Origin of the sequence: Burkholderia sp. 9775_39, assembly GCF_015712225.1 — a bacterium.
Classification (GTDB): Bacteria; Pseudomonadota; Gammaproteobacteria; order Burkholderiales; family Burkholderiaceae; genus Burkholderia; species Burkholderia cenocepacia.
Genome location: NZ_JACCQC010000019.1, coordinates 112,834 through 129,745, shown reverse-complemented (window position 1 = coordinate 129,745; position 16,912 = coordinate 112,834). Strand labels below are relative to the sequence as shown.

Genomic DNA, 16,912 nt, shown 5'->3' with positions numbered 1-16,912 from the left:
TGGATTCCTTTCGATGAACGATGCAGGAGGCGTCAGAGCACTTCGACGTTGCCGCAGACGGAGATCGCCTGCCCGGTGATTCCGTGCCCGCCCGGCGAGCACAGGAACAGCGCGGTCGCGGCGATCTCGGCCGGATCGGTCATGCGCCGCAGCGAGATCTTCTCGAGATAGCGCTGCTCCATTTCGTCGTAGCCGATGCCGAGCTGCTGCGCGCGCGCCTCGATCACGCGGCGCATCCGCGGGCCGCGCACGATGCCGGGCTGGATCGCGTTCACGCGGATGCCGAGCGGCCCGAGTTCGATCGCGAGGCTTTTCACGAGACCGACCACCGCCCATTTGGTGGCCGCATACGGCGTGCGGAACGCGTAGCCGAGCCGGCCGGCGACCGACGACAGCGCAATGATCGCGCCGCCGTGTTTCGACTCGCGCAGCAGCGGCACCGCGCGGCGCGCGAACTGGAATTGCGCGTTCAGGTTGATCGCGACGGTCTGCTCCCATTGCACGGGGTCGATTTCGTCGATGCCGCCGGTCGGGCCGGCGATGCCCGCGTTGTTGACCAGCACGTCGAGGCCGCCGAGCGTGGTCGACACGTCGGCGAACACGCGCTCGACGGCGGCCGGGTCGGATACGTCGGCCAGCGTCGCGCTGATCGCGCCGGCCGCGGCACGCGGCGGCCGGTCGGCGAGCGCCGCGATCGCGGCTTGCGATGCGTCGCACACGTGCACGCGCGCACCGCATTCGGCGAACGCGTCGGCGATTTCGAGACCGATGCCCGATGCGCCGCCGGTCACGAGGACGCGCAGGCCGTCATAGGGTTTCAGCAGGTCGGAAGCTGTCATGCCGGGTTGTCTCCATCGTTGATGTTGTGGGATGACGGCCGCTTGGGTATCGGGCGGCCGTGGCAGGCGGCCGCTACGGCTTCGCGTTCACGGTCCGCGGTGTCTGTTCGGCCCGCAGCGTCTCGGCGAGGTCGTGCGCGGCGCCCCCGATGTCGAGCGCGATGCCGGCCCGCACGCCCGCGCCGTCGCGCCGTTCGAGCGCATCGACGATCGCGCGGTGCGCATCCATCGAGCGCCGCATGTGCGGGATGTCGAGCGCGACCATGTTGAGGAACGGGCCGACGCGCATCCACAGGTTCTCGACGATCGCGAGCGTGCTTTCGCTGGCGCCGTGCGCATAGATCGCGCTGTGGAACGCAAAATTGCTTTGCAGGTAGGCGCGCGAGCGGCCGGCCTCGGCGTGTGCCTGCATCGTCTCGCAGGTCTTGCGTACGGCCGCGATCTGCGCGTCGGTCATCCGTGCGCACGCGCGCTCGGCGATGCAGCCTTCGAGGGCGATCCGCACGTCGCGCAGTTCGTCGAGCATGTCGAGCGTCATCGGCGGGACGACGAGCGCCCGATTCGGGCCGTCGACCAGTGCGCGTTCGGCGCGCAGCCGCGTGAGCGCGGCACGCACCGGCATCGTCGACGAGCCGACCGCCTCGGCCACGCTGCGCAGGCTCAGCGCCTGGCCAGGCGCGAAGCGGCCGCTCATCAGCGCTTCGCGCAGTTGCTGGTAGACCTTGTCGGCCATCGTTTCCTGTTCGATGACCTTCAATGCGGGCGGGGCGATACGAGGCGGCAAGACGGGCTCTCCTGGGTTTGATCTGCGATCTGTGATCACACTGACGATATGCGAAGTTTTGACGATCGGAGGAGCGGAGTCAAGGCGAACGGGATTGGGGAAAACGAGGGGGGCAATAGAAGAGGGCGGCGTCCGGGAAGCCGGCGTCATTACAAAAAACTTTCAAATCGCGCATCATGACGCCCTGATTCGATGGATTCGAAGGTTCCCGGAGCACATGAGCCGTCGCGAGTTTTCGATGCGTTTGCCCTCGAGTCGAATTCATCTCAACAACAAGGAGCCAAAGTGAAACGTCCATCATTTGCCGTTGCATGGGCGGCATCTCAGCGAATCTACGACCCGGCAAATTCCGGTGAGCGCGTTGCGAAAGTGATAGGTGGATACGTCGAGAAGAACGTCAACAATCCGAATCCGACAGAGCGATGGAGCAATACTTGCGCGGTGAGGATGAGTTATATCCTGGGTGAAGCCGGTATGGTGATACCGAGAATCCCCGAGCAAACGGTCTCGGGCAGAGACAATCGGCAATATTTTTTCGTGTCCGGGACTTGATTCGTTTTCTCGAGCAACGCTGGGGGAAGGCTGAGGGCGTCAAATACCCGCCGTCGAACGGAGGGCTGCTTGCGGGTCGGCAGGGCGTCATCCTGTTCGAGGTGTCGGGGTGGAGCGATGCACAGGGCCACGCCACGCTGTTCAATGGGCGGACGTGTTACGACCATTGTTACTTCAACGAACCGGGCGCGCGGTATCGTACCGATCGCGCAAATTTTTGGAGCCTGTCATGAGGGGAGTCCGGATCGCTGCCGCGTTGGCGTGCTTCGCGTTTCAACCGACGATGGCCGTGGCGAAGGACGTCGCACAAACTTCGCCCGAGGCCGGCTCACGAACTTACCTCCAGTACTTCAAGGACATGGTGCTCGCGGAGTGCCTGGCTACCGCATACAAGCAGGCGCCCGGCGCGAGCAAGGACATCGGCAGCAGCATCAGCGCTTTGCGCGACTGGACCTACTACGACATGGAACGTGCGCCGGACGTCATTCACGCGCTGGTCGCGAAGTATCTGGCTCGCGACTATCGGAGTCCGGTTGTCGAATCGGAAGTCGCGGATGTGAAGTTCGACTTCCTGAGGTGCGTCGATCTGTATCACGGCAAGGAACTGGACGCTGCAGCGAAGCAGCTCGTATCGCGTCCGAACCGTACCTATCGAACCGAGCATTCGCCGAAGCCGCGGTAGCGATCAAGCGCCGCTACGCAATGCAACGGCGCGCCGCATGCCGTTTCGTCGACGCTATTCGAGCGTCCGAATCGAATTGCTGATCCCGCGCGCACAGTCGATCACCGCCGGCGCGAGCTTGCGGCGCGCATCGTCGAACGTCCAGCGGCTCGTCGGCGCGACCACGTGCACGGCCGCGACCGGCTGCCCCTGGCTGCCGAGCACGGGCGCGGCGATCGACATGTCGCCGATGAACAGTTCTTCCTGGTTGGTCGCGTAGCCTTCGCGCCGCGCACTGTCGAGCAACGCGACGAGTTCGTCGAGCGCCGTGACCGTGCGCGGCGTATGCGGCGTGCGCACCATGTCGTCGAGCCGTGCACGCGCGTCGGCCGGCGGCAACGCGCTCAGGAACGCGCGCCCGCTGCCGGTGCAGTACATCGGGATACGGCTGCCGATCGGCATGTGGATCGGCACGAACTTGGTCGACACGAAACGCGCGACGTACACCATTTCGTCCTCGTCCGGCTCGGTGAGGTTGGTGGTTTCGCCGGTCAGGTTCGTGAGCTCGGACAGGAACGGATTCGCGACGTCGATCAGCGTATCGGCCGCGAGATAGTTGAAGCCGATCCGCATCACGTGCGGCGTGAGTTGGTAACGCCGCGTGACCGGATGCTTGCGGATGTAGCCGAGCTTCTCGAGCGTATAGACCATCCGCTGCGCCGAGCTTTTCGTCATCCCGGCCGCGTCGGCCACTTCCGCGAGCGTCATCGTGCGCCGCTTCGCGCTGAACGCGCGCAGCACGTTGAGCCCTTTTTCGAGCGACTGGTTGAACAGCAGGTCGTTTGACTGATCGGGCGACGTTTCCATGGCTTGAGGCGGGATCGATTCGATATCGCATCATAGCGTATCGCATATCGATACTGAAAAATCTTTTTACGATATTTTTGATTCGTTTTAAGATCGAGCCATCGTCGCAGTGTCGATCAGCGACCGGCCGGCGCCCGGATTATTCGAGAAGGAGACACCATGGTTCCGTTCATCAAGCGGTTCGGCGCACTGGCCGCCGGTTTCGCCACCTGTATCGCACTCTCCACGGCCTCGGCGGGCGTCGTTGCGGCCGAGCCGACGCTGAAGGTCGGCGCGACCGCCACCGGCGTGCCGTTCACGTTTCTCGACGTCAAGAGCAATTCGATCCAGGGGATGATGGTCGATGCGATCACCGCGGCCGGGAAGTCGGCGGGGTTTCGCGTCGACGTGCAGCAGACCGTGTTCTCCGCGCTGATCCCGTCGCTCACCACGCAGAAGATCGACATCATCTCGGCCGCGATGCTGAAGACGCCGGCGCGCCAGCAGGTCGTCGATTTCTCCGACACCGTCTACACGTTCGGCGAAGGCCTGATCGTGAAGGCCGACGACCCCGGCCGCTATACGTCGATGGACGATTTCAAGGGGCAGGTGGTCGGCGCGCAGGTCGGCACGGCGTTCGTCGACGCGCTCAACAAGAAGGGCATCTTCAAGGAAGTGCGGACCTACGATTCGATCGCCGACATCATGCGCGACGTCGCGCTCGGGCGCATCAAGGCCGGCTTCGCCGACCAGCCGATCGTCGCGTACCAGATCGAGCACGGCGTCAATCGCCAGGTGCGGCTCGTGCCCGAATACCAGAGCGTCGTGAAGGGGCAGGTCTGCTTCATCGTGCGCAAGGGCGACACCGCGACGCTCGAACAGCTCAACGGCGCGATCCGCAAGATGAAGGGCGACGGCACGCTGCAGCAGATCCTGCAGAAGTGGCACATGAGCTGAGCGCCGGCGCGCGATTCCCGACCGGCATCGCCCGCGCGTCGCGGGCATCCACCGCGGCGCGCCGTCCCGACGTCGCATAGGAGACCTCATGTTTTTCCAGAATGCGATCGATTTTCTGCCGATCCTGCTGAAGGGCGCGGTGGTCACGATCGAGATCACCGCATGCGCGTTCGTGCTCAGCTCGGTGCTTGGGCTGATCCTCGCGTTGTTGAAGGTGTCGCGCAATCGTGCCGTCGCGACGGCCGGCAGCACGATCGTCAACGTGATCCGCGGGCTGCCGATCATCGTGCAGCTGTTCTACATGTACTTCGTGCTGCCCGATCTCGGCGTCCAACTGTCGGCGTTCCAGGCCGGCGTGCTCGGGCTCGGCATCGCGTATTCGGCATACCAGGCCGAGAACTTCCGCGCCGGCATCGAGGCGATCGACCGCGGCCAGATCGAAGCCGCGCACGCCATCGGCATGCGCGGCCCGATGATCATGCGGCGCGTGGTGCTGCCGCAGGCGTTTCGCATCGCGCTGCCGCCGTACGGCAACACGCTCGTGATGCTGCTGAAGGATTCGTCGGTCGCGTCGACGATCACCGTCGCGGAGATCACGCGCGCCGGCCAGCTGATCGCGTCGTCGACGTTCCAGAACATGAGCGTGTATACGCTCGTCGCGCTGCTGTATCTCGCACTCGGCCTGCCGCTGATGTTCGGGGTGAACCGGCTCGGCAAGCGGCTCGCACTGAGGAGGGGCGCATGATCCGGATCGATTCCATCCATAAACGGTTTCAGCAGCACGCGGTGCTGAAGGGCGTGAGCCTCGACGTGCAGCCGGGTGAAGTCGTGTGCCTGATCGGGCCCTCCGGTTCCGGCAAGTCGACCGTGCTGCGCTGTATCAACGGCTTCGAGACCTACGACGAAGGGTCGATCACGATCGACGGCGTGAAGGTCGACGCGCATTCGAAGCGGATCCACGAGCTGCGGATGCGGGTCGGCATGGTGTTCCAGCGCTTCAACCTGTTTGCCCACCGCACGGCGCTCGAGAACGTGATGGAAGGGCCGGTGCACGTGCGGCGCGTGCCGGTCGTGCAGGCGCGCGAGCAGGCCCGCGCGCTGCTCGACAAGGTCGGCCTCGCGCACCGGATGAATGCGTATCCGTCCGAGCTGTCGGGCGGGCAGCAGCAGCGCGTCGCGATCGCCCGCGCGCTCGCGATGGAGCCGCAGGCGATCCTGTTCGACGAGCCGACGTCGGCGCTCGACCCCGAACTCGTCGGCGAAGTGCTCGGCGTGATGCGCGGGCTCGCCCGCGACGGGATGACCATGGTGGTCGTCACGCACGAAATGGCGTTCGCGCGCGAGGTGGCCGATCGCGTGTGCTTCCTGCACGACGGCACGATCTGCGAAAGCGGACCGGCGCGCGACGTGCTCACGCAGCCGACTCATCCCCGCACGCAGGAATTCCTGCGTCGCCTGCTGGCGTCGGACGGCGCCGACAACCCGGATCGAACATGAGCGCAACGAACGCGGCACCCGGATGGCCCGACTCGCCGTGGCCGGATTCGCTGTGGGCGGCGACCGCCGCGCCGGCGCCCGATACGCCCGCGCTCGACGCGTCCGTATCGTGCGACGTGGCGATCGTCGGCGCCGGCTTCACGGGCCTGTCGACCGCACTTCACCTGGCCGAACGCGGCGTGAACGTCCGCGTGATCGACGGCGCGCAGCCGGGCTGGGGCGCGTCCGGCCGTAACGGCGGGCAGGTCATTCCCGGGCTGAAATACGACCCCGACGAACTCGTTCGCCGGTTCGGCGACGCGGCCGGCGAGCAGCTTGCCGGTATCGTCGGCGGCGCGGCCGATACCGTGTTCGACCTGATCGCGCGGCACGCGATCGACTGCGATGCGCGTCGCCAGGGCTGGATCCAGCCCGCGCCGACCGCCGCGATGCTCGACACGGTCGCCCGCCGCGCGCAGCAGTGGGCCGCGCGCGGCGCGCCGGTCGAGGTGCTCGGCCGCGACGACGTCGCGCGACGGCTCGGCACGCCCGCGTATGCGGGTGGCTGGATCGATCGCCGCGCGGGCAGCGTGCAGCCGCTCAGCTATACGCGCGGCCTCGTGCGCGCCGCGCAGGCGAGCGGTGCGGTCGTGCACGGCTTGACCCGCGCCGTCGGGCTGACGCGTGCCGACGGCCGCTGGCAGGTCGCGACGTCCGGCGGCGCGACGCTGTCGGCCGCGCGCGTCGTGATCGCGACCAACGGCTACACGGATGGGCTATGGCCCGGCTTGCGCCAGTCGGTGATCGCCGCGAACAGTTTCATCGTCGCGACGCAACCGCTCGCGCCGGAACTCGGTCGCGACATCCTCGCCGGCGGCGAGGTCGCATCCGATGCGCGGCGCCTGTTGCTGTACTTTCGCCGCGATGCGGCCGGGCGACTGCTGATGGGCGGCCGCGGCCCGTTCGCCGAACCGCGCGCGCCGGGCGACTGGCGCCATCTGGAACGCGCGACGACGCTGTTGTATCCGCAACTGAAGGGCGTCCGGTTCGAATACCGCTGGGCCGGGCGCGTCGCGATCACCGCGGATTTTCTGCCGCACGTGCACGAGCCCGCACCGGGCGTGACGATCGCGCTCGGCTACAACGGCCGCGGCATCGCGATGGCGACGACGCTCGGCAAGCATCTGGCCGCGCATCTGTCGGGCGATGCGCAATTGCCGCTGCCGTTCCGCGTGTCGCCGATCCGGCCGATTCCGTTGCACGGGCTGCAGCGCTTCTATATCGCGGCCGGGGTCGCCTGGTATCGGTTGCTCGACAGCCTGTCCTGACGCAGGTGGGCGGTTGAACCGCGCATCGCGTGCTCCGACGTTTGCGTGAGATGCCGGCGGATGGCTTCGCAATCGGCGACTGTCGCCCCTACCTGATTCCGGCAATAGGGAAAAATCGACCGCGCCCCGTCCTTGCTTGGCTATTGGAATACCCTATGTTATAAAAGGCCGCGCCCAAATCAGGTGCATAGTCCAACAATAGACAACATAATAGAAATCATGGCCGACGCGGGGTATACCGAAAGTGCGGACACGCGTGTTCGCGTGTTGTTTCACGTAACCGATTTCGGGAACGGCGGGATCGAATCGTCTCTGATCCAGTGGCTGCGCATCCTCGATCGCAAGCGTTTCAGGGCCACATTGTCGGTCACGTACGCGTCGCCGATGCTGACGCAGCGCTTTCGCGCCCTGATTCCGGATGACATCCCCATTGAAATCCTGGTGCGTCCGCAGTGGCTTCGCTATTTCCAGGACCGCCGCCACGCACGCAAGCTCGACAAAGTGGGCCGGATTGCTCGTGACCTTCACGGCGCGCTCGCGGTGCGTCCGTACATCGGGCGGCGTGTCGCCGAACTGGCGCGCGACGTAGACGTCATCGTCGACTACGACTTGTCGCTGCGGCGCCTTGCCGGCCGCTTCGGGGTGGCCTGGATCGGCGTCAATCACTTCAGCTTCGTCGCCCGGCTGGGCGGCCGCGGCCGGCGCATGCGCCGCCTGCTCGAGCAGTACAGCCGCTACGACAGTATTGCCGCATTGAACCCGCAGATGGGCGACGAAGCCGACCGGATGTTCGGCGACCGGCTGCAGCAAGTCACCGTCCTGCCCAACGCGATCGACATCGACGCCATTCGCGAGAACGCGACTGCCGCGCGTCCCCCGTTGCCAAGCGATGTGCCTTACATCGTCTCCGTCGCCCGGCTCGATGAACTCCAGAAAGATCACCGCACGTTGCTGCGCGCGTATGCGCAACTCGTCGCGCAGCGCGATTTGGCGGAGCATCTCGTGCTTGCCGGCGACGGCGCCCATCGCGACGAGCTCATGCGTCTCGCGCACGAGCTCGGCATCGGCGCGCGAGTGCATTTCATGGGGCAGATGGACAACCCGCATCCGCTGATGGCGGGCGCGTCGATCATGGTGCTGAGTTCGAAGAACGAAGGGATGCCGATGGTGCTGATCGAGGCACTCGCCCTCGGCAAGGCGATCGTATCGACGGATTGCCCGACCGGGCCGCGCGAGATTCTCGACCACGGCCGCGCGGGATTGCTGGTGGAAGTCGGGAATGTCGATGCGTTGGCCCGCGCGATGGCGCAATTGCTGACCGACGACCGACTGCGTGCCGACCTGGCCGCCCGGGCGTTCGAGCGGGCGGCACGCTTCGGCATTGCGGAAAGCAACCGGCGGCTCGATGCGTGCATCGAGGCGATTCGCGTGAAACGCGCAAGCCGGTGTCGGGCGCCATCGGGCGAGGGCATGCAGCGCGCCGGCTGACGGCCGATGTCCTGGCGGCGTGACGCGCCCCGCTTCGGCGGGGCGCGTGTCGTTTACCGCGCAGCCGGGTCGGTAAGCGTATTCAGGAACGCCTCGATGTCCTTGATGTCCTGCGCGGTCATCGCGGGCTTGTCGCCGGGCTTGCGATCGAACGGCGCGTCGGTCACGTCCACGTTCGCGCGATATTTCGGCGGAATGTCGTCGTATTCGTCGACCTTGCCGTCCGCGCCGCGCGAGTAGAACTTCTGCGGCGAGATGCTGCGTTCGTTGTAGAACGCCATCACCTGATCGAGCGTGTGGAACACGCCGTTGTGGAAGAACACGTGGCGCGTCGCCGCGTTGCGCAGCGTCGGCGTCAGAAACATTCCGCAATACTGTGTCTGGTCCTTCAGGTCGTCGCGGAACGGCCCGCACACGCCGAGATCGTAGAACGCCGGATTGCGGTTCTGCGCGAGCGCTCGATTGCGCGGCGCGCCCAGCGCCTCGTACTGGTAATCGGTAAACATCGGCGGCAGCCCGTCCTTGCCGGGTTTCGACAAGTGGCAGCCCGCGCAATTCGCCTTGTCCGGATCGTTGAACAGGCGCAGCCCGCGCAGTTCGGCCTGCGTCAGGCGGGCGCGGCCCTCGAGCCAGCGATCGTACTTGCTGTCGTACGGATGGAACGACGGATCCTCGACCTGATAGCGCGCGATCGCGAACATCGCTTCCGATACCGCGAGCTGCGGGCGGTCGAACACGCGCGCGCCGAATAATTGCTCCAGTTGCGCACGATGCGACGATTGCGCGAGCTTGTGCGCGACGTCGTCGACGCTCGCGTTCGCCATTTCGACCGGATTCAGCAGCGGGCCGAACGCCTGTTGCTGCAGCGTATCGGCGCGGCCGTCCCAGAACATCCCGCCCTGCGGCACGAGCTGCGGCGCGGCCGACGTGCCGGCCACCTTCTGCGCCTTGACGACGCCGGCCGCCGCCGCGGCCTGCTGCGCGACGCTCGGCGCGGCGTCGTTTTCGCCGGCGTCGGGGCCGATGCTGAAATTCGGCTGGCGGTACAGGTACATCAGCGACGGCGGTGGACGATAGCCCTGCTGCGTCATCGCGAGGCCGCCCGGCTGCACGTCGAGCGCATTCGGCGGGCCGTACGCGTGATCGGGGCTGTGACACGACGCGCATGACTGCTTGCCCGACGCCGACAGCGACGGATCGTGGAACAGCGCGCGCCCGAGCTGCGCGACCGCCGACAGCGGCTGCGCGGCGGGCCGCTGCAGCACGACCGGATGCGGGTTCGCGCCGGTCCAGTCGGCGACCACGGTGCCGATCGCCGCCGGCACTTGCGCGGGAAACGCGATCGCGAACGCGCCATAGCCGATCACGGCCGCGCCGAGCACGAACGCCGCGCGGCGCAGCAGGCGGGAAGGGGGGCGCGGCGCGGGCGTGCCGGCGGCATCGGGAGACGGAAATGCGGGGCGAGCTGTCATGCTGTCGGTCGAAAATCGGGCGTCGCGCGAAGCGGCGCGTTGAAACGGAAACGGCCGGCGCGTGACGCGCCGGCCTTGCGGTCATGCCGTCACGGTCAGATCGACGGTGCGGCGCTCAATACGGTGCCGAGCGTCGGGTCGAGATACAGCGGCGTCGTGTTCGGCTTCGACGTGAAGTCGAACAGGTTGCGCAGGTCGCCCGCCGTCGCATCGAACGAACCGCCGCCGATACGCTGGCCGCCGAGCCAGTTGTCCTCGATGAAGCGCACGACGGACGACTGGTCGAGCATCGTGTGATCGACGTAGTTCTGCTTCGCATACGGCGAGATCACGACCAGCGGGATGCGCACGCCCGGGCCGCAGCGGCCGTTCACGGTCGCGCCGTTCACGCCGGTGGTGCCGCCCGTGCCGCACTTGCCGGCGCCGTTGAGCTGATCGACCGGGTCCGACGATGCGCGCGTCGGCGCCGTGTACACGTGGTCGTACCAGCCGTCCGAGTCGTCATAGGTGACGATCACCGCGGTGTTCTGCCAGTCCGGCTGCTGCTGCAGGAAGTTGACGACCTTGGTCACGAACGCCTGCTCGTCGAGCGGATCCGAATAGCCCGCGTGGCCGTCCTGCGCGGCCGGCGCCTTCAGGTAGCTGACCGACGGGAAGTTGCCGGCCTTCACGGCGGCGAAGAAGTCGTCCGTGTCGTACTGGTGGTTCGCCGGTTCGGGAGTCTTGCCGTCGGTCTCGACGCTCGAACCGATCGCCGCGATCGAGCTCGGGCGCGTGTGCTGCGGGTTCGCGGTCGACGCGTAGTACTGGAACCAGTTGTGGTGCGGGATGTAGTCGGCCGTCGCGGCGTTCACGGCGGTGGCGACCGTGCTGCGCGCGCAGCCCGTCGTGCCGTTGCCGTTGGTCGTCGACAGGTTGAAGCCGCCCATGAAGCCGCCCCACGTGATGTTCGCGCCGTTCAGCAGGTCGCCGATGTTCTTGCCGGTCATCATGGCCTGGTCGGTCGGGCTGGAACACACGTCGAAGCCCGGGTCGACGTCGTTGATCATCGTGAAGCCGCCCTGGCCGTCATTGATGTAGTACGAGCTGGCGGCGAGCGTCGACGGCTGCTTCGACGTCTTGACGATCTGCATCCCGTTGGTCTGCCCCGACACGACGTTCAGCGCGCCCGGCGTCGACGGGCCGTACGACGTCGTGAACGTGTTGTCGCTCATCGCGAAGCGCTGCGCGTAGTTCCACAGCGCGGTCACCGTGTTGCCGTCGAAGTAGCCCATCACCTGGCCCTTCGTGCCGAACGCGCCGGCGCCGCCGGACGAGCCCTTGCCCGTGTACTTCGGGAACAGGTCCGCCAGACCGTTGTCCTCGGCCTGCTCTTCGGCCGTGTACGCGTGGTTCTGGTCGGCGGTCGCGGCCTGCGTGCGGTCGAGACGGAACGGGTTCGCGGCGTCGGTGCCGTTGGCCGTGTTCGTGAAGTTCGGGTTCGCGGTCAGCAGCGTGCCCGTCAGGCCGTTCGGCGTCGGCGTGCCGGATTTCGCGGTGAACGCCGGTTCGCCCGACGGGTTCGTCGCGTTCGGGTAGGTGCCGAAGTAGTGGTCGAACGAGATGTTTTCGCCGTAGATCACGACGACGTGCTTGATCGGCGTGGCGGTCTGCAGCGCATCCTGCGACGACACTGCGGGCGTCGGCGTGGAATCGTCGCTGCCGCCGCAGGCGAACAGCGCCAGCGCTGCGGCTGCGCAGGCAGTGACGAGCAAGGCTTGACGGAACATCGGGAAACTCCAGGGTAAGGTCTTCGATGGTGGAGAACGGCCCCGTCGCCGTGTCGGTTCGGCGCGAAGCTCGTGAGGGAGCACGCGCATTGGACCAGCCGCGTATGAAGATATGGGGACGGAGTGATTTCGCGATGGTTGCGCTCCGGTATCGGTTTCATTACGACGCAGGGCGATGCGAAAGAGAACGGAAAGGGGCGGACCGTGTGCAATCTCCACGTCACATGCCGCCACGGGCGTGCTGCGGTGGCGGCATCCGGCGCGGGAGCGGCAGGGCGCGTGGCGGCCGGCTCACGTCCGGGGTCTCGTGCGTCGCTTTTTTGACAATCCGGTGACGCATTCATACGATGAACGGCTGCCGCGCACCGCGCGGCCTCCGACCGTCAGGGAGTGTTCAGCGTGCCGATCCCCGTTCTGTTTGCCGTTCTGTGCGCGGCGTTCCTGCACGCGTCATGGAATGCGCTGGTGCGCAGCAGCGGCGACCGGCTGCGCTCGGCCACGGTGCTGCAGATCGCGATCGGGCTGTTCGCGCTGCTGTTCCTGCCGGCCGCCGCGCCGATCACGCCGACGAGCTGGCTGTGCGTCGTCGCGTCGGCCGTGATCCACGTCGTCTATACGCTGCTGCTCGTCCGCGCGTACGAACACGGCGACCTGACCATCGCATACCCGGTCGCGCGCGGCACGGCGCCGCTGCTCGTCACGCTCGGCGCGGCGGCGTTCGCCGGCGAGCGCCTGAACTTCGGTGCGCAAGGCGGGCTCGTGCTGATCTGCGCGGGGATCATGGCGATCGGGCTGGAGCGCGGACGCGGCGCCCGACACCGGATGACGCAGGTGCTGCCGACGGCGTTCGCGACCGGCGTGTCGATCGCCGCGTACAGCGTGGTCGACGGGATCGGTGTGCGCGAGAGCGGCAGCACGGTCGGCTATACCGCGTGGATGTTCGTGCTGACGGGCGCGCTGATGGCCGGGTACTACCGGCTGCGGGCGGGATCGTTGCGGTTGACGCAGGATGTCGGCGAAACCGCGAAGGCCGCCTGCGGCGGCGTATTCGCGGCGCTCGCGTACGGCATCGTGATCTGGGCGATGGATCGCGCGCCGATGGGGCCGGTGTCGGCGCTGCGGGAGACGAGCGTGGTGTTCGCGGCGCTGATCGCGCGCGTGTATCTCGGCGAGCGGCTGACGCCGCGCCGGGCGGCCGGTTGCGTGGTGATCGCGGCGGGGGCGTTGTTGATCAGTGCGTTCGAGGCGGTGGGGTAAAGGATCACCCCGGTGCGCCGGGCGTGTCAGCTTTCCACCGGCATCGCACTCGTACACTTGATCTCGTCGAGGCACACGCTCGAATGCACGCCGCTCACGCCGGGAATGCGCATCAGCGTTTCGAGCAGGAACGTCGACAGCCCCTTCAGGTCGTGCGCGACGACCTTCAGCACATAGTCGATGTCGCCCGTCACCGAGAAACACTCCTGGATCTGCGCGAGATCCGACACGAGTTTCTGGAACTTCGACAGATCGCGGATATGTCCGCGCTCCATCGTCACGTGCACGAACGCGGTGACGCCGAAGCCGAGCGTGTCGGGGCAGAGCCGGGTTTCGTAACGGCGGATCGCGCCGATTTCCTCCAGCCGGCGGTGGCGTCGCAAGGTCTGCGCGGGCGACAGGCCGACGGCCTTCGCCAGGTCGAGGTTCGACGCGCGGCCGTTCTCCTGCAACACCGACAGCAAGTGGCGATCGATGCGATCGAGAACCGGTTCAGGCATTTTTGTTTCCTCATCTGTCTCCTGGATGCAATCTTATCTCATAATGTAGGGTTTGCATGAGCGGGTTACGCAACCCGATTTCGCCGTCGCGACGCTAAACTGACGCCGGATTTTCGTGTGCGGCCGCAGCAATGCGGCGTGGGCGACGAGTCGGCGGCGGGTCTGGCCGGCACGCCGACGCGGATCGAATGCCGGCACGCGAAGATTGCAGTCCCCAACCCGGCGGCTCCACGAACGGCCGCCGGCACAGCAAAACAGCGCCCGGCACACCGAGGCGCGCCGCACCGCTCCAGGCGGAAGCGGACAGAGTGGAGAAGACATGGTTTCTGGAAACGAGAGCGACGGCCTGAAGCGCGGGCTGAAGAACCGGCACATCCAGCTGATTGCGCTCGGCGGCGCGCTCGGCACGGGGCTGTTTCTCGGCATCGCGCAGACGATCAAGATGGCCGGCCCGTCCGTGCTGCTCGGCTACGCGGTAGCCGGCGTCGTGGCGTTCTTCATCATGCGCCAGCTCGGCGAGATGGTCGTCGACGAGCCCGTCGCGGGGTCGTTCAGCTATTTCGCGAACAAGTACTTCGGCCACTTCACGGGCTTCCTGTCCGGCTGGAACTACTGGGTGCTGTACATCCTCGTCAGCATGGCCGAACTGTCGGCCGTCGGGATCTACGTGCAGTACTGGTGGCCGGGCGTGCCGACCTGGGTGTCGGCGCTCGTGTTCTTCGTCGCGATCAACCTGATCAACCTGACCAGCGTGAAGTCGTACGGCGAGACGGAATTCTGGTTCTCGATCATCAAGGTCGCCGCGATCGTCGGGATGATCGGCTTCGGCGGCTGGCTGCTCGCGAGCGGCCACGCCGGGCCGGAAGCCACCGTCCGGAACCTGTGGCAGCACGGCGGCTTCTTCCCGAACGGCGTGTCGGGCCTCGTGATGTCGATGGCCGCGATCATGTTCTCGTTCGGCGGGCTCGAGCTGGTCGGCATCACCGCGGCCGAGGCCGACGATCCGAAGCGCAGCATCCCGCGCGCGACCAACCAGGTCATCTACCGCATCCTGATTTTCTACATCGGCGCGCTGGCCGTGCTGCTATCGCTGTATCCGTGGGAGAAGGTCGTCAGCGGCGGCAGCCCGTTCGTGCTGATCTTCCACGCGCTCAGCAGCAACCTGGTCGCGAACGTGCTGAACGTCGTCGTGCTGACGGCCGCGCTGTCGGTCTACAACAGCGGCGTGTACTGCAACAGCCGGATGCTGTTCGGCCTCGCGCAGCAGGGCAACGCGCCGAAGGTGCTGTGCTCGGTGAACAAGCGCGGCATCCCGCTCGCGGCGCTCGGCGCATCGGCGCTCGCGACCGGCGTGTGCGTGCTGGTCAACTACTTCATGCCGGGCAAAGCGTTCGAGGTGCTGATGGGCCTCGTCGTGTCGGCGCTGATCATCAACTGGGCGATGATCAGCCTGATCCACCTGAAGTTCCGCAAAGCCAAGCGCGCTGCCGGGGAGGAGACTTCCTTCCGCAGTCTGGGCTATCCTTTCACGAATTACCTGTGCCTGGCATTCATGGCCGGCATTCTCGTCGTGATGTACCTGACGCCGGATCTCCGCCTGTCGGTGTACCTGATCCCGGTATGGCTCGCGGTGCTCGCGGTCGGGTATCGCTTCCGTCAGAAGAATGCCGGCTTTGCGGTGCATGATGGCGTCTCCGCACGCTGACGCAGGCCACGACCGACCATTCTTCCAAACGAGACCGACTCAAGCCATGTTCGAACACATCGACGCGTACCCGGGCGACCCGATCCTGACGCTCAACGAGAACTTCCAGAAAGATCCGCGCGACCAGAAGGTCAACCTGAGCATCGGGATCTATTTCGACGCCGAAGGCCGGATTCCGGTGCTGGGCGCGGTGCGCGAAGCCGAGACCGCGCTGCAGCGCGACAGCGGCCCGAAGCCGTACCTGCCGATGGTCGGCCTGGCCGCGTATCGCGATGCCGTGCAGTCGCTGGTGTTCGGCGCCGATCACCCGGCCCGCGCGGCCGGCCGCATCGCGACGCTGCAGACGCTCGGCGGCTCGGGCGCGCTGAAGGTCGGCGCCGATTTCCTGAAGCGCTATTTTCCGGATTCGCAAGTGTGGCTGAGCGACCCGAGCTGGGAAAACCATCGCTTCATCTTCGAGCGCGCCGGCTTCACGGTGAACACGTATCCGTACTACGACGAGGCGACGGGCGGCCTGAAGTTCGACGCGATGCTCGCGGCGATCGACGCGCTGCCGGCGCGCAGCATCGTGCTGCTGCACGCGTGCTGCCACAACCCGACCGGCGTCGACCTCGACGAAGGCCAGTGGGAGAAGCTGATCGACGTGATCGAGGCGCGCGGGCTGCTGCCGTTCGTCGACATGGCGTACCAGGGCTTCGGCGCGGGCCTCGACGCGGATGCGTTCGCGGTGCGCGAGCTGGCCCGCCGCGGCGTGCCGACGCTCGTCGCGAACTCGTTCTCGAAGAACTTCTCGCTGTATGGCGAGCGCGTGGGCGGGTTGAGCGTCGTCTGCGAAGACGCGGCCGCGGCCGAGCGCGTGCTCGGCCAGCTGGCCGGCGCCGTGCGCTCGAACTACAGCAATCCGCAGACCTACGGCGCGAAGGTCGTCGCGGCCGTGCTCGGCACGCCGGCGCTGCGCAAGCAGTGGGAAGAGGAACTGTCGGCGATGTGCCGCCGCATCGCCCGGATGCGCCAGTCGATCCACGACGGCCTGCGCGACCACGTGAGCGGCGAAGCGCTCACGCGCTACGTGAAGCAGCGTGGGATGTTCACGTACACGGGCCTGACCGAATCGCAGGTCGACGCGCTGCGCGAGGTGCACGGCGTGTACATCCTGCGCTCGGGCCGGATGTGCGTGGCGGGCCTGAACGACTCGAACGTCGGTATCGTCGCGGACGCGATCGGCAAGGTGCTGAAGAGCGGCGTCTGACCGCGGCGCCGCGGTGCGCCACGATGCAC

General features: G+C 66.7%; 16 protein-coding genes. 10 read left to right on the top strand and 6 right to left on the bottom strand.

Annotated features, from left to right (window positions below):
- Positions 1–32: 32 nt before the first annotated feature.
- Together H0X90_RS24465 and H0X90_RS24460 are read right to left on the bottom strand one after the other, a co-directional pair.
- Positions 33–839 (bottom strand): SDR family oxidoreductase, encoded by an 807-nt coding sequence (locus tag H0X90_RS24465; RefSeq protein WP_006494903.1) that lies wholly within the window; start codon positions 837–839, stop codon positions 33–35.
- A gap of 73 nt (positions 840–912) precedes the next feature.
- Positions 913–1,623 (bottom strand): GntR family transcriptional regulator, encoded by a 711-nt coding sequence (locus H0X90_RS24460; RefSeq protein ID WP_006482853.1) that lies wholly within the window; start codon positions 1,621–1,623, stop codon positions 913–915.
- 548 nt (positions 1,624–2,171) lie between these two features.
- Here H0X90_RS24460 and H0X90_RS35815 point away from each other — a divergent pair.
- Together H0X90_RS35815 and H0X90_RS24450 are read left to right on the top strand one after the other, a co-directional pair.
- The gene (locus tag H0X90_RS35815; protein ID WP_230463858.1) at positions 2,172–2,408 is read left to right on the top strand and encodes a T6SS effector amidase Tae4 family protein; all 237 of its coding nucleotides are present in this window, start codon (positions 2,172–2,174) and stop codon (positions 2,406–2,408) included.
- Positions 2,405–2,857 (top strand): type VI secretion system amidase immunity protein Tai4, encoded by a 453-nt coding sequence (locus H0X90_RS24450; protein WP_077189141.1) that lies wholly within the window; start codon positions 2,405–2,407, stop codon positions 2,855–2,857. Before H0X90_RS35815 ends, H0X90_RS24450 begins: the two co-directional genes overlap by 4 nt.
- Before the next feature lie 54 nt (positions 2,858–2,911).
- On the opposite strand, the gene H0X90_RS24445 is transcribed toward H0X90_RS24450, so the two are convergent.
- A complete protein-coding gene (locus tag H0X90_RS24445) occupies positions 2,912–3,703 on the bottom strand; it encodes an IclR family transcriptional regulator (protein ID WP_006482854.1) in 792 nt (263 codons plus the stop codon).
- Between the two features lie 159 nt (positions 3,704–3,862).
- On the opposite strand from H0X90_RS24445, the gene H0X90_RS24440 reads away from it, so the two are divergent.
- The 5 genes from H0X90_RS24440 to H0X90_RS24420 all read left to right on the top strand — a co-directional run bounded on the left by H0X90_RS24440 (position 3,863) and on the right by H0X90_RS24420 (position 8,931).
- Positions 3,863–4,639 (top strand): ABC transporter substrate-binding protein, encoded by a 777-nt coding sequence (locus tag H0X90_RS24440; RefSeq protein ID WP_006482855.1) that lies wholly within the window; start codon positions 3,863–3,865, stop codon positions 4,637–4,639.
- Positions 4,640–4,727: 88 nt separating this feature from the next.
- Positions 4,728–5,384, top strand: a complete 657-nt coding sequence (locus H0X90_RS24435) for an amino acid ABC transporter permease (RefSeq protein WP_034202369.1) — start codon at positions 4,728–4,730, stop codon at positions 5,382–5,384.
- A complete protein-coding gene (locus H0X90_RS24430) occupies positions 5,381–6,136 on the top strand; it encodes an amino acid ABC transporter ATP-binding protein (RefSeq protein ID WP_077189140.1) in 756 nt (251 codons plus the stop codon). The genes H0X90_RS24435 and H0X90_RS24430 overlap by 4 nt, the downstream gene beginning before the upstream one ends.
- Complete coding sequence (locus H0X90_RS24425; RefSeq protein ID WP_012493322.1) at positions 6,133–7,443, top strand: FAD-binding oxidoreductase; 1,311 nt, start codon at positions 6,133–6,135, stop codon at positions 7,441–7,443. Before H0X90_RS24430 ends, H0X90_RS24425 begins: the two co-directional genes overlap by 4 nt.
- Before the next feature lie 219 nt (positions 7,444–7,662).
- On the top strand, positions 7,663–8,931 hold the full coding sequence (locus tag H0X90_RS24420; RefSeq protein ID WP_077021075.1) for a glycosyltransferase: 1,269 nt from the start codon (positions 7,663–7,665) through the stop codon (positions 8,929–8,931).
- Between the two features lie 53 nt (positions 8,932–8,984).
- On the opposite strand, the gene H0X90_RS24415 is transcribed toward H0X90_RS24420, so the two are convergent.
- Entirely contained in the window at positions 8,985–10,403 is a 1,419-nt protein-coding gene (locus H0X90_RS24415) for a cytochrome-c peroxidase (protein ID WP_062885508.1), read from the bottom strand.
- Positions 10,404–10,498: 95 nt separating this feature from the next.
- A complete protein-coding gene (locus H0X90_RS24410) occupies positions 10,499–12,172 on the bottom strand; it encodes a phospholipase C (RefSeq protein ID WP_006481710.1) in 1,674 nt (557 codons plus the stop codon).
- Positions 12,173–12,571: 399 nt separating this feature from the next.
- Here H0X90_RS24410 and H0X90_RS24405 point away from each other — a divergent pair, with 399 nt between their 5' ends.
- Positions 12,572–13,429, top strand: coding sequence for an EamA family transporter (locus H0X90_RS24405; protein WP_077189188.1), 858 nt, complete (start codon positions 12,572–12,574; stop codon positions 13,427–13,429).
- A 26-nt stretch (positions 13,430–13,455) separates the two neighbouring features.
- Here H0X90_RS24405 and H0X90_RS24400 read toward each other — a convergent pair whose 3' ends face one another.
- Positions 13,456–13,929, bottom strand: a complete 474-nt coding sequence (locus tag H0X90_RS24400) for an Lrp/AsnC family transcriptional regulator (protein WP_006479071.1) — start codon at positions 13,927–13,929, stop codon at positions 13,456–13,458.
- 319 nt (positions 13,930–14,248) lie between these two features.
- Here H0X90_RS24400 and H0X90_RS24395 point away from each other — a divergent pair, with 319 nt between their 5' ends.
- Together H0X90_RS24395 and H0X90_RS24390 are read left to right on the top strand one after the other, a co-directional pair.
- Positions 14,249–15,634, top strand: coding sequence for an amino acid permease (locus H0X90_RS24395; RefSeq protein ID WP_077189139.1), 1,386 nt, complete (start codon positions 14,249–14,251; stop codon positions 15,632–15,634).
- 46 nt (positions 15,635–15,680) lie between these two features.
- On the top strand, positions 15,681–16,883 hold the full coding sequence (locus H0X90_RS24390; protein ID WP_069616531.1) for an amino acid aminotransferase: 1,203 nt from the start codon (positions 15,681–15,683) through the stop codon (positions 16,881–16,883).
- Positions 16,884–16,912: the final 29 nt, after the last annotated feature.